This window comes from Bacteroides caecigallinarum (assembly GCF_016902295.1).
Taxonomy (GTDB): domain Bacteria; phylum Bacteroidota; class Bacteroidia; order Bacteroidales; family Bacteroidaceae; genus Phocaeicola; species Phocaeicola caecigallinarum_A.
The window spans coordinates 20,557-37,261 of sequence record NZ_JACJLQ010000017.1; the positions used below are offsets into that span (position 1 = coordinate 20,557).

At 40.4% G+C, this 16,705-nt stretch carries 13 protein-coding genes; 7 read left to right on the forward strand and 6 right to left on the reverse strand.

Annotation, left to right across the window (positions count from 1 at the left end):
• The first annotated feature begins 194 nt into the window (after positions 1–194).
• The 7 genes from H6A27_RS07400 to H6A27_RS07430 all read left to right on the forward strand — a co-directional run bounded on the left by H6A27_RS07400 (position 195) and on the right by H6A27_RS07430 (position 10,817).
• Entirely contained in the window at positions 195–1,406 is a 1,212-nt protein-coding gene (locus H6A27_RS07400; RefSeq protein ID WP_154044379.1) for an efflux RND transporter periplasmic adaptor subunit, read from the forward strand.
• A gap of 66 nt (positions 1,407–1,472) precedes the next feature.
• Entirely contained in the window at positions 1,473–4,697 is a 3,225-nt protein-coding gene (locus H6A27_RS07405; RefSeq protein WP_204508160.1) for an efflux RND transporter permease subunit, read from the forward strand.
• Positions 4,698–4,709: 12 nt separating this feature from the next.
• Positions 4,710–6,092: a TolC family protein gene (locus H6A27_RS07410; protein ID WP_420867848.1), complete on the forward strand. Its 1,383-nt coding sequence runs from the start codon at positions 4,710–4,712 to the stop codon at positions 6,090–6,092.
• A gap of 22 nt (positions 6,093–6,114) precedes the next feature.
• Positions 6,115–6,882, forward strand: coding sequence for an acyl-ACP--UDP-N-acetylglucosamine O-acyltransferase (lpxA, locus tag H6A27_RS07415; protein ID WP_204508162.1), 768 nt, complete (start codon positions 6,115–6,117; stop codon positions 6,880–6,882).
• A 114-nt stretch (positions 6,883–6,996) separates the two neighbouring features.
• Positions 6,997–8,373 (forward strand): SGNH/GDSL hydrolase family protein, encoded by a 1,377-nt coding sequence (locus H6A27_RS07420; protein WP_204508163.1) that lies wholly within the window; start codon positions 6,997–6,999, stop codon positions 8,371–8,373.
• On the forward strand, positions 8,342–9,325 hold the full coding sequence (locus H6A27_RS07425) for a GDSL-type esterase/lipase family protein (protein ID WP_239469606.1): 984 nt from the start codon (positions 8,342–8,344) through the stop codon (positions 9,323–9,325). The genes H6A27_RS07420 and H6A27_RS07425 overlap by 32 nt, the downstream gene beginning before the upstream one ends.
• Positions 9,303–10,817, forward strand: coding sequence for an MBOAT family O-acyltransferase (locus H6A27_RS07430; protein ID WP_204400867.1), 1,515 nt, complete (start codon positions 9,303–9,305; stop codon positions 10,815–10,817). The genes H6A27_RS07425 and H6A27_RS07430 overlap by 23 nt, the downstream gene beginning before the upstream one ends.
• A gap of 61 nt (positions 10,818–10,878) precedes the next feature.
• On the opposite strand, the gene rfbB is transcribed toward H6A27_RS07430, so the two are convergent.
• From rfbB to H6A27_RS07460, 6 genes are all read right to left on the reverse strand, one after another.
• Positions 10,879–12,018 carry a dTDP-glucose 4,6-dehydratase gene (gene rfbB, locus H6A27_RS07435; RefSeq protein ID WP_204400869.1) on the reverse strand — a complete coding sequence of 380 codons (1,140 nt, stop codon included), beginning with the start codon at positions 12,016–12,018 and terminating at the stop codon, positions 10,879–10,881.
• 66 nt (positions 12,019–12,084) lie between these two features.
• On the reverse strand, positions 12,085–12,576 hold the full coding sequence (locus H6A27_RS07440; protein WP_204400871.1) for a metallophosphoesterase family protein: 492 nt from the start codon (positions 12,574–12,576) through the stop codon (positions 12,085–12,087).
• Between the two features lie 14 nt (positions 12,577–12,590).
• Positions 12,591–13,535 (reverse strand): eCIS core domain-containing protein, encoded by a 945-nt coding sequence (locus tag H6A27_RS07445; RefSeq protein ID WP_204508164.1) that lies wholly within the window; start codon positions 13,533–13,535, stop codon positions 12,591–12,593.
• A gap of 169 nt (positions 13,536–13,704) precedes the next feature.
• Positions 13,705–14,754 carry a recombinase RecA gene (gene recA, locus H6A27_RS07450; RefSeq protein ID WP_204400875.1) on the reverse strand — a complete coding sequence of 350 codons (1,050 nt, stop codon included), beginning with the start codon at positions 14,752–14,754 and terminating at the stop codon, positions 13,705–13,707.
• Between the two features lie 25 nt (positions 14,755–14,779).
• On the reverse strand, positions 14,780–15,229 hold the full coding sequence (gene bcp / locus H6A27_RS07455) for a thioredoxin-dependent thiol peroxidase (protein WP_204508165.1): 450 nt from the start codon (positions 15,227–15,229) through the stop codon (positions 14,780–14,782).
• 113 nt (positions 15,230–15,342) lie between these two features.
• Positions 15,343–16,536: a saccharopine dehydrogenase family protein gene (locus H6A27_RS07460; RefSeq protein WP_154044693.1), complete on the reverse strand. Its 1,194-nt coding sequence runs from the start codon at positions 16,534–16,536 to the stop codon at positions 15,343–15,345.
• Positions 16,537–16,705 lie beyond the last annotated feature (169 nt).

Below are 16,705 nucleotides of genomic sequence, written 5' to 3' on the forward strand. Positions count from 1 at the left end.
TGTTTCTTCATAAACTCTTCTTTTTTTGTCTAATAATCATATTCACTAGTACAATTTTAATATCGTCAGATTTATTGGTTATTCTTAGTTAATTGTTAATTTTAGATGGTCTGAATTTTATATCTTTGCACGTGTGTTTTTAGGAAAATAGTTGGCGAACTAAGGTATTTGAAAAAAATATATAATAATTTTATATGAAAATGAGCGTGAAAAGTAAATTGAATTTTAGCAATGGCCGTATTGCCATAGCTATGTTGGGTGTTTCTGTTCTTACTGCTTGTGGCGGTGGCCAGGGTGGTATGAAGATGGGTGACAATGAATTTGCTGTTATGACAACGGCTTATACTTCAAGTCATCAGACAAAAACTTATCCTGCCACAATAAAGGGTCTTCAGGATATTGAAATCCGTCCACAGGTTTCAGGTTTTATCGTAAAACTGTGTGTTGACGAGGGTGCTACAGTCAAACGTGGACAGGCATTATTCCAAATAGATCCTACACAGTATAAGGCTGCATACGATCAGGCCAAGGCCGGTGTGGAAGCTGCTAAGGCGAGCCTTGAAACTGTGACTTCAACTCTTGAAAACAAGAAAATGCTTCACGAACAAAAAATCATCAGTGATTTTGAGTATCAGACAGCTATGAATAATCTGCTTTCAGCGAAAGCCAACTATTCACAGGCTGAAGCTGCATATACTGCAGCAAAACAGAATTTGGGCTTCTGTACCGTTACAAGTCCGTCTGATGGTGTTATCGGAACTTTCCCATACAGGGTTGGTAGTCTGGTAAGCCCTTCAGTACAAGAGCCTTTGACTACTGTTTCACAAATAGGTGACATGTACGTATATTTCTCAATGACAGAGAAACAGTTGCTGGAAATGACAAAATCCGAACAATCACTGAAAGACCAGCTTGCTGCTATGCCTGAAGTAAAACTTCAATTGGCTGATGGCTCGATTTATGAAGCTGCAGGAAAGATTGATGCTGTAAGTGGCGTTATTGACCAGACTACAGGTTCTGTAAGTATGCGTGCAATATTCCCTAACAGTAGAAATATTTTGCGAAGCGGTGGAACTGCAAATATCATATTCCCTTATGAAATGCAGGATATTATTTTGATACCACAGTATGCAACACAGGAAATACAGGATAAGAAATTTGTTTATGTATTGCAGCCGGACAGCACTTTGAAACATACTGAAATTCAGATTTCAAATCTTAGCGATGGAAAGAATTATATCGTGACAGGTGGTTTGAAGGCTGGTGACCAGATTGTGGTTGAAGGTGTTCAGATTTTGACTGACGGACAGAAGATTGTACCTATTACAACTGCTGAAAAGGAAGCAAAGTATCAGAAACATTTGCAGGACCAGCGTGACGGTAATATACAGACTGCCTTCAATTAATTGCATATCTTGGTCAGAAACAGATATATCAATCTTATTTAATGAGATTTTAAAAAGAATAAAAGAATGAAACTAGATAAATTTATTAATCGTCCGGTACTGTCAACGGTGATTTCTATCTTGATGGTTATCTTGGGTGTTATAGGTTTGGCAACTTTGCCTATTACTCAGTATCCGGATATCGCACCACCTACAGTGTCCGTAAGGGCCACTTATACAGGTGCCAGTGCTTCTGCCGTATTGAATTCTGTCATTGCTCCTTTGGAAGAACAGATAAACGGTGTTGAAAACATGATGTATATTCAATCAAATGCCACTAATACCGGTTCTGCTGATATCAGTGTTTACTTCAAACAGGGAACTGACCCTGATATGGCGGCTGTCAACGTACAGAACCGTGTGTCAATGGCTCAAGGTTTGCTGCCTGCTGAAGTTACACAGATTGGTGTTACAACACAGAAGCGCCAGAACTCAATGTTGATGGTTTTCTCTCTTTACGATGAAACTGACGAATATAATGTAGAGTTTATTGAAAACTATGCCAACATTAACATCGTGCCTGAAATCAAGCGTGTAAACGGTGTGGGTGATGCCAATGTGTTGGGTATGGACTACTCTATGCGTATTTGGTTGAAGCCTGATATCATGGCGCAATATAAACTTGTTCCTTCTGATATCTCTGCTGTTCTTGCTGAACAGAACATAGAAGCTGCACCGGGACAGTTCGGTGAACGCGGAAACCAGACATTCCAATATACTATTAAGTATAAAGGACGTCTGCAGAAAGCAGAGGAATTTGAGAACATCGTTGTAAAGGCATTGCCTGACGGTGAAATCTTACGTTTGGGTGATATCGCAGAGATAGAGCTTGGCCGTCTGGCTTATACATTTAATAATAGGGTTAACGGACATAAGGCTGTATCTGTCATCGTTTACCAGATGGCCGGATCAAACGCTACACAGACTATTTCTGACTTGGAAGAGGTTCTTGCCAAGGCACAGGAATCACTCCCTACAGGATTGAAAATCAATATTGCCCAAAATGCCAACGACTTCCTTTACGCTTCAATTCATGAGGTAATCAAGACTTTGATTGAGGCATTTGTGCTTGTGTTTATCGTGGTTTATGTGTTCTTGCAGGATATGCGTTCAACACTTATTCCGGCGATTGCAATTCCGGTTGCTTTGATTGCAACATTCTTCGTTTTGAAACTTATCGGATTTAGTGTCAATTTGCTTACTCTTTCTGCCATGGTATTGGCTATTGCCATAGTGGTGGATGATGCCATAGTGGTGGTTGAAGGTGTACACGCTAAACTTGACCAGGGATATAAGTCGGCAAGAGAGGCTTCTATTGATGCCATGAGTGAACTTGGTGGAGCTATCGTGTCTATTACACTTGTCATGATGTCAGTGTTCATTCCTGTTAGTTTCATGGGTGGTACTGCCGGTACTTTCTATCGTCAGTTCGGTTTGACAATGGCTATTTCAATCGGTTTCTCAGCATTGAATGCGTTGACTCTGTCACCGGCATTGTGCGCTTTATTCTTGAAACCTCATAAGGCTGAACATGGCGAGAAGAAAATGTCTATGATAGACCGTTTCCATACATCCTTCAATGCTGCATACGATTCTTTGTTGAGCAGTTATAAGAAGCGTGTTGTATTCTTTATACATAAGAAATGGTTCTCTATGGGACTGGTAGCTGTTTCTATAGTATTATTGGTATTCTTCATGAACACTACTCCTACAGGAATGGTGCCTACAGAAGATACAGGTACTATTATGGGTGCAGTGACACTTCCTCCTGGTACATCACAGGAACGCGCGATGGAAATCATGGATAAGGTTGATAGCCTGATTGCCGCAGAACCTGCTGTAAGTTCAAGAACTATTGTTTCCGGTTTCGGATTTATCGGTGGACAGGGTCCTTCATACGGTTCTGTGATTATCAAACTTAAAGACTGGGAAGAACGTTCCTTGATGCAAAATTCAAGTGTTGTAGTAGGAACATTATTCATGCGAGCACAAAAAATCATTAAGGATGCCCAGGTATTGTTCTTTACACCGCCTATGATTCCTGGATATTCGGCTTCAAGTGATATCGAGTTGAACATGCTTGATAGAACTGGTGGTGATCTGAACAAGTTCAATGATGTAGTACATAGCTATATGGACGCATTGAAGCAACGTCCGGAAATCAACTCTGCACAGACTACATTTAACCCAAGTTTCCCACAATACATGATGGATATTGATGCTGCCGCATGTAAGAAAGCAGGTATAAGTCCAAGGGATATTTTGCTTACCATGCAGGGATATTTCGGAGGTTTGTATGCATCAAACTTCAACAGTTTCGGTAAGATGTACCGTGTAATGATACAGGCATCTCCGGAAGCTACGAAGAATATGGAATCATTGAACCGTATAAAAATACGTAACGGAAACGAGATGGCTCCTATTACTCAGTTTGTATCTTTGAAGAAAATATACGGACCTGACGTTATCAGCCGTTTCAACCTTTATACTTCTATTAAGGTGATGGTTGCACCTGCATCAGGTTATACTTCAGGTCAGGCACTTCAGGCTATTGCTGAGGTTGCAAAAGAAAACCTTCCTACAGGTTTCGGTTACGAACTTGGAGGTATGGCCCGTGAGGAAGCCGAAACCAGTGGTGGTACAACAGCCATTATCTTCGTTCTGTGTTTCGTCTTTGTATATTTGCTGTTGAGTGCCCAATACGAAAGTTATATATTGCCGTTGGCCGTATTGCTTTCAGTTCCTGCCGGTTTGTTGGGAAGCTTCTTGTTCGTAAACGGTTTCAGTGCTTTGGGTAGCATACCTGCATTAAAGATGATAATTGGTACAATGTCAAACGACATCTATATGCAGATTGCTCTTATCATGCTTATGGGATTGTTGGCTAAGAATGCAATCCTTATCGTTGAGTTTGCCCTTGACCGCCGTAAGCAGGGTATGAGTATAGCATGGGCGGCAGTACTTGGTGCTTCAGCCCGTCTGCGTCCTATCCTTATGACATCACTCGCGATGATTGTCGGACTTATCCCGCTTATGCTTGCGATGGGTGTAGGTGCTCACGGTAACCGTACTCTTGGTGCATCGGCCATCGGTGGTATGTTGATAGGTATGATATTCCAGATATTTATTGTTCCGGTATTGTTCGTAATATTCCAGTGGCTTCAGGAGAAATTCAAGCCTATCGAATGGGATAGCCTTGACGAAAGCGAAGTTGAAGCGGAAATCGAACAATATTCTCATACTACTAAATAATTTATGACTATAATGAAGAAACAAATCATATTGACAATGTGTGCAGCTGCTGCTTTGAGCAGTTGCCACATTTACAAGGCTTACGACCGTCCTGATACTATTGATGCTTCCGGTATTTATAGAGACCCTGTTGCGGCTAATGATACATTGGTATCAGATACTACAAATATGGGTAACTTGGCTTGGAAGGAAGTGTTTAAGGATTCAAAACTTCAGGCATTGATTGAAGAAGGACTGCAAAACAATGTTGATATGCAGGCAGCTGTGCTTCGTGTGGAGGAAGCTAAGGTTATGCTTACTTCAGCTCGTCTGTCTTATCTGCCTTCCATTAATCTTGCTCCTCAGGGTACTATGACTACTATGGGAGGCAGTGATATGGCAAAAGCTTACCAGTTGCCTGCAGCAGCGAGCTGGGAAATAGACCTTTTCGGTAAGATACTTAATGCTAAACGTGGACAGCAGGCTGTGTATTTGCAGAGTAAGTATGCACAGCAGGCTGTACGTTCGCAGCTTATTTGTGGTATTGCAAACGTATATTATACATTGCTGATGCTTGACCGTCAGGTGGAAATAACTACAGAAACGGCCGCTATCTACAAAGAGAATGTACGTGCTATGGAGGCTATGAAGCTGGCAGGATATGTAAATGAAGCAGCTGTAACTCAGATGCGTGCCGCAAGTCATCAGGTTGAAGCTTCTTTGCTCGACTTGAAACGCCAGGTACGTGAGACGGAAAATTCTTTGGCTGTACTTCTTGCCAGAGCCCCTCAGACAATAGAGAGAGGTAAACTAACTGATCAGGTAATGCCTGATGAATTGACAGCAGGAGTGCCATTGCAATTATTGGAAAACCGTCCTGATGTGAAAATAGCAGAAATGACACTTGCAAGCGCATACTATACTACTAATCAGGCTCGTTCAGCTTTCTATCCTAGCATCACTATTGGTGGTACTGCCGGATGGACAAATGGTTCGGGTATCCAGGTTGCTAATCCGGGACAGTTTATGTTCCAGGCTTTGGCTTCTTTGACACAGCCTATTTTTAATCACGGTAAACTGGTGGCTAACCTGAAAGTTTCAAAAGCTGAAGAAGAGATAGCCCGCATGAACTATCAGCAGACTATTCTTGAAGCAGGGCAGGAGGTAAGCAATGCTTTGTGTCTGTATGAAACTACTCAAAAGAAACTTATTGAGGATCGTGGTAGGGTAGAACAACTTGAAAAAGCTGTGACATATACAAAAGCTTTGTTCCAGAGTGCAGAAGCCACATATCTTGAGATTCTTACAGCACAACAAAATCTGCTGAGTGCAGAACTGACTGAAGTATCAGATAATTTCCAGCGTATTCAGGCTGTTATAAACCTGTATAGTGCGCTTGGTGGTGGACGTGAATAATTAACCTTAAAACAATAAACACATGATTAGTCCTTTAGCTTATGTTGATCCTTCTGCAAAGTTGGGTAACAATGTTACGGTACATCCGTTTGCTTACATCGACAAGAATGTCGAGATAGGCGACAATAATGTGATAATGCCATATGCCAGTCTGATGAGTGGCACGCGTATGGGAAATGGTAATACAGTATATCAGGGAGCTGTGATTGCTGCAGTGCCACAGGATTTCTGTTATACCGGTGAAGATACAATTGCCAGGATAGGCGATAACAATGTGATTCGTGAGAATGCTGTAATAACACGTGGTACACATGCTGAACATGATACAGTGTTAGGCAACGGAAATTTTATTATGCAGGGAGTGCGAATCTCGCACGATGTTGAGATTGGTAATGAGTGTATTATAGGAAACGGTTCGCAAGTATCGGGTAACTGTAAGATTTTCGATCGCGCCATACTTACTTCGAATGTTCTGATGCAGGGAAATACCCGCTTGGGTAGCTATTCGATAGTACAGGGCGGTTGTAGATTTACAAAGGATATTCCTCCTTTTATAGTTGCTGCCCATGAGCCTATATCATTCTATAGCATAAACACTCATGTACTTGAGCATGAAGGTTTCCCGGAAACATTGATTAAGCATATTGCTCAGGCTTACAGAATACTTTACAAGGCAAATACATCTCAAAATGATGCATTGCTGAGAATAAGAGAGCAGGTTCCTAACAGCGAGCATATCAATATGATTATTGATTTTGTTTCGTCATCAAAACTTGGTATTATTCATTAATCTCTATTATTGAATATTTGCCGGTACTGACACAAGTTGGTACCGGCTTTTTTTTATATGGATATAATGATGTATATTTGCACCGTTTTTTATGATTGTTTGAATATTGTTTAAATGAAAAATAGACTTCATTATACTTTTTTTCTTGCTTTGATTGTTGCGTCAGGTCTGCTTGCACTGCATTATTTACCTGAGATAAGCATCAAAAATAAGAAATTAAGAAAGGTTGATTTATTGTCCGACGTTCGTTGTGACGTAAAGGTTATTGACTCATTTGTTGTTGATACTTTTTCTGTTGTATCTGTTGTTAAACCATTATTCGTTGACTCATGCAAGTCCGGAATAGAATGTATAGAAGATTATTCTGATTCCACATCACACGGAATGTCGCATTTTTATGAAGCGCTTTCAGAAGCGGACAAAGGTCATCGTCCGGCGCGTATCGCTTATTTTGGTGACTCTTTTATAGAGGGTGATATTCTTACTGCTGATTTGCGTAGTCTTCTTCAACAGAAATTTGGTGGTCGTGGAGTGGGATATGTGTCAATGACATCAAAGTTTGCCGGTTTCCGTCCTACGGTAAAACACAGATTTTCGGGATGGACATCACATCATGTAACAGATTCTGTTGACTTTGTTCGTTCCAGACAGGATATTTCCAATAATTATTATTCTGCATCCGACGGTGCCTATACAAGTCTTGAAACTACTTCGAAATATGCTTCATGTCTTGCTGAATGTGGATCTTCATCAATATTTTATCTTACAGATGATTCGCTGTATATAACTGCAGAAATAAACGATACAGAAACTGAAGAATTTCGAGTGAAAGGTGACAGTACGCTTCAGTGTCTGACTGTTGACGGTAATATAAAGAAAGTGAAATGGAGTATAGTCGAATCGTCGCCAGAGGCTGTTTTCTATGCCGTTACGATGGATGACAACAATGGAGTAATACTTGATAATTTCAGTACCCGTGGAAGTAGCGGACAGCAGTTGCTCGGCATTCCCGTCTCAATTTTGAAAGGGTATAATAAACTGAGGAAATATGATCTTGTGGTAATTCAATTCGGTCTGAATGTGGCTTTCGAAGGTGGAATTGACTATGGATATTATAAGGAAGGTATGAAACCGGTAATAGCACACTTAAAGAAAGCTTTTCCTGATACTTCAATACTTGTTGTAAGTATTGGAGACAGAGAAACTAAAGATGAAAATGGCAATCTCAGGACCATGCCCGGTGTAAAAGCTCTTATACGAAGCCAGCAGATGCTTGCTGCAGAGACAGGAGTGGCATTCTGGAATTTGTTTAATGCTATGGGTGGAGATGGCAGTATGGTAGAAATGGTCAACGCCAAACCAGCCATGGCCAATTATGATTATACTCACATTAATTTTCGTGGTGGAAAACATATTGCAGGTTTGCTTTACGATGCTTTAATGTATGGAAAGGAACAATATGAAAAGAGAAAATCATACGAAATGGAGTAATTCCATTGACTTAAGGTTCACAATGGTTTTGCTGTTAACCATTTCGCTGTCTTGGTATGGCGTTTTTGCGCAAGATGTTATACCGGAGAAAGCTAAGCGTGACTATAACTCAGGACCGGTGTATTCAAGTTCTGCCATGGAGAAGCTTATGAGATTCATTGCTGTATCAAGTCCTATGCCTTCGGCGTTTAAGGATACTACAGAGAATGTGATAATAGATCCTGAAGGTACACTGGACGTTTTCTGGGAAAAGCTGTCGATAATGGAACGTCCTGTCCGAATTGTACATATTGGTGATTCTCACGTAAGGGGACATGTGTTTCCTTATAAGATGCGTAAATTGCTTGAAGAAGATTTCGGCGATGAAGCTGTTATCGACTATAATATATCATATAATACTACAGGTATTGCCCACGAAACAGGAAGATCCGGTATTGTTTATCATATAATGGGTGTTAATGGCGCAACCTGCGAATCGTTCAATAAGCCTGAAAGGATAAAGGAGATTTCCTCTCTCAATCCAGACCTTATAATTCTGTCATTTGGAACAAATGAGGCACATGGAAGGAACTATAGGGCTGCGCAACATCGTATCCAGATGGCCGGTCTTATTGGTGAACTGAAAAAAGAGTGTAAGGAAGCGGAATTTCTTATTACAACTCCTCCCGGGGCGTATATTAAGTCGGGCAAGAGGAATAGGATAATTAATGTCCGTACACCTCTTGTGGTAAGAACAGAAAAAGATTTCGCACAGGAAAATGGCATTGCTGTCTGGGACCTCTACGATGTAGTGGGAGGGGAGAAATTTGCTTGCAGGAACTGGTCAGCAGCAGGTATGTATCAAAGGGATAAGATACATTTCACCCGTGATGGATATTCTCTTCAGGGATTATTATTGCACGAAGCATTCATTAAAGCATACAATGATTATGTGGCCACAAAGATTTATTGATTTTTTGGGAAGTTTAGGTATAGATTATCATAAGATTCTTGATGTATTGACATACGATCCGCAACAACCGCTTATTTTCAGTAGCGGTCTGTTTGTGTTTCTGTTTCTTATATTCAGTTTTGTGTATGTTTTGCTTCGCAATCATACTACTGCACGTCTGCTGTTTGTGTCAGTATTCTCATATTATTTCTATTATAAGAGCAGTGGGGTTTATTTTTTCTTGCTTGGAATTGTTACAGTGACTGATTTCGTCCTTGCGCGTATAATGTATCACACTGAGTCAAGACTAAGACGCAAATTCTTGGTGCTGATTAGTTTATGTGTTAATTTAGGTCTGTTATGTTATTTTAAATATACTAATTTCTTTTATGAGATACTTTCACCTTTGTGGGGAGGCACTTTCAGTCCGTTGGATATTTTCCTGCCTGTAGGAATTTCATTTTTCACGTTCCAATCGTTAAGCTATACTATTGATGTGTACCGAGGCGATTTGAAACCTCTCAACAATCTGCTTGATTACGTATTTTATGTATCATTCTTTCCGCAGCTTGTGGCAGGCCCGATAGTTCGTGCGCGCGATTTTATTCCGCAGATACGCAAGCCTTTGTTCGTGAGCAATGAAATGTTCGGTCAGGGAGTGTTCTTTATTTTGAGCGGGTTGTTCAAGAAGGCGGTGATTTCGGACTATATTAGCGTAAACTTTGTAGAGCGAATATTTGAAAATCCAGGACTATATTCCGGACTTGAAAACCTGTTCGGTATATATGGTTATGCATTACAGATATATTGCGACTTTTCGGGATATAGTGATATGGCTATTGGTCTGGCATTGTTGTTGGGATTTCGTTTCCCGATAAACTTTAATTCGCCATATAAGTCGGACAGTGTTACTGATTTCTGGCACAGATGGCATATATCTTTATCCTCCTGGTTGAGAGATTATCTGTATATTTCGTTGGGTGGAAACCGTAAGGGAAAAATACGTACATATATCAATCTTATTTTGACAATGCTTCTTGGCGGATTATGGCATGGTGCGTCATGGAATTTTATAGTCTGGGGAGGTCTGCACGGAATTGCTCTTGCCATACATAAATTTTTCCGCAGTCTGTTGGGAAGGGACAAGCATTATCAAAGCCGCGGAATAAAGAAGTTCTTTGCGGTAATTATTACATTCCATTTTGTATGTTTCTGCTGGATATTTTTCCGCAATACAACATTCGATGGTTCTTTGACCATGATAAATCAGATATTCACGTCTTTTCATCCTGAGTTGTTCACCCAACTTGTGTCCGGCTATAGTGAAGTTTTCTTGCTTATGGCTTTAGGATTTGTCTTGCATTGGTGTCCGGACAAATGGCAGGACGCATGTTCAAACGTTGTTGTAAAGATGCCTCTGTTTGTTCAGGCAATACTGATTATTATAGTAGTATTCGTAGTAATCCAGATAAAGAGTAGTGATATCCAACCATTCATTTATTTCCAGTTCTGATAAAAAAATAACGGTGCAAATGTCAAAACTTGCACCGTTATTTTTTTCTATAATGGATGATTTATCTGTTCTTGTACATATTTTCGTAATAGTTTTGATAGTCACCGCTTGTTACGTTTTTTACCCACTCCTGATTGTTAAGATACCATTCTATGGTTTTTACGATACCGTCTTCGAATTTTGTTTCAGGAGTCCATCCTAATTCATTGAATATTTTTGTAGGGTCAATGGCATAACGTTGGTCATGTCCTAATCTGTCTTTTACGAATGAAATCAGCGAATCATTAATCCAGTCTATTGAAATTTCGCCATTTGCATTGAGTTCCTTTTTCTTAAGGATTTTTCTCAGTTCAGGCTGTTGTTCCATCATGTCGTGGATAGTACTGATTGTAAGCTTTACTATGTCGATGTTTTTCTTTTCGTTGTGTCCGCCTACGTTATATATCTCTCCGTTACGTCCTTTGTTTATTACGAGGTCAATAGCCTTGCAATGATCTTCTACGTACAGCCAGTCTCTTACGTTTGAGCCATCACCGTAAACAGGTAGTCTCTTCCCTTCAAGAATGTTTTTTATTATAAGCGGTATGAGCTTTTCAGGGAAGTGGTATGGGCCATAATTGTTTGAGCATCTTGTTATTGTCGTTGGCATTTTGTAAGTGTCGTGATATGCCATAACAATCATGTCGGCACTTGCTTTTGACGCGCTGTATGGGCTGTGTGGGCATAAAGGTGTTGTTTCAGTGAAATAGCCTTCAGCTCCTAATGAGCCATAAACTTCGTCAGTAGAAACCTGATGAAACCTTACGTCTTTTCTCCAAGTAGGATAGCCTGTTTCGTCTTTACCGGTTACCCATGCCCTGCGGGCAGCGTCCATAAGGTTTTGTGTGCCTAATATGTTTGTTTGAAGAAATAACTGAGGATTTTCTATGCTACGGTCAACATGGCTTTCAGCGGCAAAGTTAACTATACAGTCGAATTTATAATCAGCAAAGAGGCGTTCTACCAATTCACTGTCGCATATATTACCCCTTACGAAGAAACAGCGCTCATTGTCTATGTCATTGGCAATAGTAGCCAAATTTCCGGCATACGTCAATGCATCCAATATGACAACTTTTATGTCGTCGTGCTTTTTCAGGATGTATTTGATGTAATTCGAACCAATGAAGCCTGCCGCTCCTGTGACTAAATACGTTTTCATAAAAAGTGTTTATAATTCGAGTGCAAATTTGGGAAAGATTTCTTTAACTGACAAATATTTTAGCAATTAATCTTTAAGCTCAATAACTTCCAAATTTGAAAATTTACAATTATCGATATCGAATCTGATTAATGTGCGTACAGTATGGAAACCGTATTTTCCGGCAGCTCCGGGATTTATATGCAGAATACCCAAATCTTTATCATATTTCACTTTTAATATATGCGAATGGCCGCTAATGAACAGGTTGGGAGTGGAGACTTTTAATAAATTCCTTATGCTCGGGTCGTATTTGCCCGGATATCCTCCTATGTGTTTCATTATCACTTCTGCCCCTTCAATAGTAAATATGTTTGTCTCAGGCAATATCTTTCTGATATCCTGCCCATCAATGTTTCCATATACTCCTCTGAAAGGTTTGAACTCCATTAGCCTGTCCATAACATCTTTTGCTCCGATATCTCCGGCATGCCATATTTCGTCGCATTCTTCGAAATATTTCAGGTAGCGTTCATCCCAGTATCCGTGTGTATCGGACAGTAACCCAATTCTTTTCATTCCACTATTTGCAGTTATTTCAGTATGGCAGCTATCTTTTCAAGTATTTCAGGGTTAGGCAAATCTTTTTTCTGTATAAGCATATAAGCAAAATTATCAGCCATTATCTCTTCAGGGTTGATAACATTTTGTGTGTTTTTGCCTATTTTGTCGTAAAAGTCTGTAGCCTTGTCTATATTATATATTATTGTATTACCGTCGGCGCGTAATGGCAACAGGTTGTCGTCAAGCGGAATCAGACCAACATTCAGATAGTTGTCGAGTCCGCCCGATGTATAAGGCTTGTCGGAATATATAATCATAGAACATTTCTGCTTTGTACCGTCGATGGTGAACTCGGCATAACTGTCATATTTTTCTATATCAGGATTTGAAATTTTCTTTTCAGTGATGTCTATAGGGAAGAAAAGTTCCTTGTCTGTCACATTGAATCCTATAATGGAATATACCGATTTCTTGAAATCAGTGTTACTTCTGGTTAATACATGAAACATTTCGTGGGCTATGAGATATTCCAACTCTTCGTTTGAGGCATTCTGTATAAAGTCTTCGCCTAAAGCAATCCAGTTTTTTCTGGTGTAAGCGGCTACGTTCATTTCCTCTTTCATTGAGGTTTTTACAAGAATGATTTCCTGCGGATATTTTATTTTAAGTTTTTGCTTGTCTATTTTCGATTGAAGTGATTTTATTGCTGTTTCTATTTTTTTCTTGTCTGTATCACTCCAGTTTTTTGTTTCGTTCATGGCTAAACGGAGCAGTTCAGACTTTTTCCCGTCTTTTTTTTCCAGACGCAGATTAATATCGAAACTGTTTAGTTTGTTTGTGAAGTTGTCAATGTCTGTTATAAGCATTTGTGATTCAGCTCTTGTAGCAAAACGGTATGGGATTTTTTTTTGTGCAAGTGCCGCAAGCGATACGCAACATAATATTGAAGATAATAACAGGTGCGATATTTTCATAATCTGATTTTTTATATGTTAATATTAATTTTATATTTTACTCACAGCGTAAATTTATACAAAAAAAAGCCATCCACGAATATATGGCTCTATCTTTTACGATTTTTTTATATAGAAAATGTAAAAGAGCCTTGTTTCGTGAATGGCTTTTTCAGTTATCTGGTGATGATTATTCCTTGTCTTTCAGAGCTGCGAAAATAAGACCTTCCAATTCTTCGGCGAGTTCTGGATTATCTTGTATGCAGACTTTGGCGGCATCACGTCCCTGGCCTAACTTAGTGTCGTTATAGCTGTACCATGAACCGCTTTTCTTGATGATACCCAACTCCGCTCCGAGGTCGATTATTTCACCGCTTCTTGAAATTCCTTCGCCGAACATTATATCGAATTCAGCTTTACGGAATGGAGGTGCCACCTTATTCTTTACAACTTTTACTCTAACCTGGTTACCTATCACGTCCTCACCGTCTTTTAGCTGTGTAGCGCGGCGGATGTCAAGTCTTACGGATGCATAGAACTTAAGAGCGTTACCACCGGTAGTAGTTTCAGGATTGCCGAACATCACACCGATTTTTTCGCGCAACTGATTGATGAAGATACATGTAGTGTTGGTTTTGTTTATTGTAGATGTAAGTTTTCTCAAAGCCTGTGACATCAGTCGTGCCTGAAGACCTACGCGGTTATCACCCATGTCGCCTTCAATTTCTGCCTTAGGAGTAAGGGCTGCCACTGAGTCTATTACTATGATGTCGATAGCCGATGAGCGTATCAGCTGGTCGGCGATTTCGAGAGCCTGCTCACCGTTATCCGGTTGTGAGATAAGCAGGTTGTCGATGTCCACACCAAGTTTTGCGGCATAGAAACGGTCGAAAGCATGTTCTGCATCAATGAATGCTGCAATACCGCCTGCTTTCTGGGCTTCAGCAATGGCGTGTATTGCCAGAGTTGTCTTACCTGATGATTCAGGACCGTAGATTTCTATGATACGTCCTTTAGGATAACCTCCTACGCCAAGTGCGGCGTTAAGTCCTATTGAACCACTTGGGATAACTTCAACCTCTTCCACATGGTCATCGCCCATTTTCATGATTGAACCTTTTCCGAAGTTCTTTTCTATCTTGTCCATGGCAGCTTGCAGTGCCTTCAGTTTTTCCGAGTTGTTTGGCTTCGAAGGGCTGTCAATGCCACCTTCAAATTCCAGTTCGTCTTTCTTTGCCATATATGATTGAGTTTATATGTTGTTATTATTTTAAAATCTGTGCTGCGTGGTCTTTTGTCTTCACCTCTTTAGGAGAAATGATTCTTTCTATCACCCCTTCTTCGTTGATGATGAAGGTAGTACGGAAAGTTCCCATATATTTTCTTCCGTACATGCTTTTTTCACCCCAAACACCGAATTCCTGAACCAGTTTCTGTTCCGTATCGGCAATGATGGTGAATGGCAAACTGTTCTTTTCAATGAATTTCTGGTGCGACTTGGCATCCTGTATGCTTGCACCTATAATTTCGTATCCTGCATTTTGCAGAGTCTCGTAGTTGTCGCGCAGATTGCATGCCTGTGCAGTACATCCGCTGGTCATGTCTTTAGGATAGAAGTAAAGTACTACTTTCTTTCCTTTGTAATTGCTCAGGCGTATTTCTTCGCCTTTTTCGTTCAGTCCCAAAAAGTCGGGTGCCTTGTCTCCTACATTCATAATATTAGTTTTTTTTATTTAGTTGACAAGTTTACAAGATGACAAGTTGACAAGGCTATCCTTCTGGATAGAAACCTTGTCAACTTGTAACTCTGTGACTTTGTCATCTTATATTAAAGTTCCAAATCTCCGTCGAACACTTCATGCCATGGCAATCCGTACATGTTCAATGCTTCCATGAATGGATCCGGATCGAATTCTTCCACGTTCCATACTCCCGGACGTTTCCATAATCCTTTCAGGAACATCATGGCACCTATCATTGCCGGAACACCTGTAGTGTAGCTTACACCCTGCATACCGGTTTCCTTGTAAGCAGCCTGATGAGAACAGTTGTTGTAAACGTAGTATGTACGTTCCTTTCCGTCTTTCACACCGCGGATACGGCAACCGATAGAAGTTTCGCCTTCGTAGTTTTCGCCAAGATCCTGTGGGTTAGGCAATACGGCTTTCAGGAACTGCAATGGAACGATTTCCATTCCGTTGTAGTTGATAGGCTCGATGCTTGCCATGCCGATGTTCTGTATCACTCTCAGGTGAGTGAGATATTCCTGACCGAAAGTCATCCAGAAACGCGCGCGCTTGATAGTAGGGAAATTCTTTACCAATGATTCCAGTTCTTCGTGATAAAGCAGATATGAGTCACGCGGACCGATGTTAGGATAAGTCAGGTCCTTATGGAATTCCAGAGGTTTTGTGGTTACCCACTTTCCGTCTTCCCAGTAACGTCCGTTTTGGGTAATTTCGCGGATATTGATTTCAGGGTTGAAGTTTGTTGCAAAAGCCTTGTGGTGATTTCCTGCATTGCAGTCCACTATGTCAAGGTAATGCATCTCGTCGAAATGGTGTTTGGCAGCGTATGCTGTATATACACCGCTCACTCCCGGGTCGAATCCGCATCCGAGGATTGCAGTCAGACCTGCATCTTCGAAACGTTTCTTGTAAGCCCATTGCCAGCTGTATTCGAAATGGGCCTCGTCTTTCGGCTCATAGTTGGCAGTATCAAGATAATTTACTCCTGCCTGCAAGCAAGCTTCCATGATGGTAAGATCCTGATAAGGAAGAGCTACGTTAATAACGATTTCGGGTTTAAAACTGTTGAATAAAGCCACCAGTTCGGCCACATTGTCTGCATCTACCTTAGCGGTTTTGATGTTTGGGTTACCGATTGCCTTTACAATCGCGTCACATTTTGACTGGGTGCGGCTTGCTATCATCACTTCTGTGAAAACTTCAGGATGCTGAGCCACCTTGTGTGCAACAACGGTACCTACACCGCCTGCACCGATAATCAATACTTTACTCATTTAATATATTAATGTGAAATTTTAATTCCCGGTAAACGTTACCGTTCAGTATGCAAAGATAAGACTTTTTTCAAAACTGCATGCAGTATTATCCAATTATCGCAATTTTTATATCAGAATAGAATAATCTATAATATCGTTTGCTACTTTTACATGAACAATCGATTAT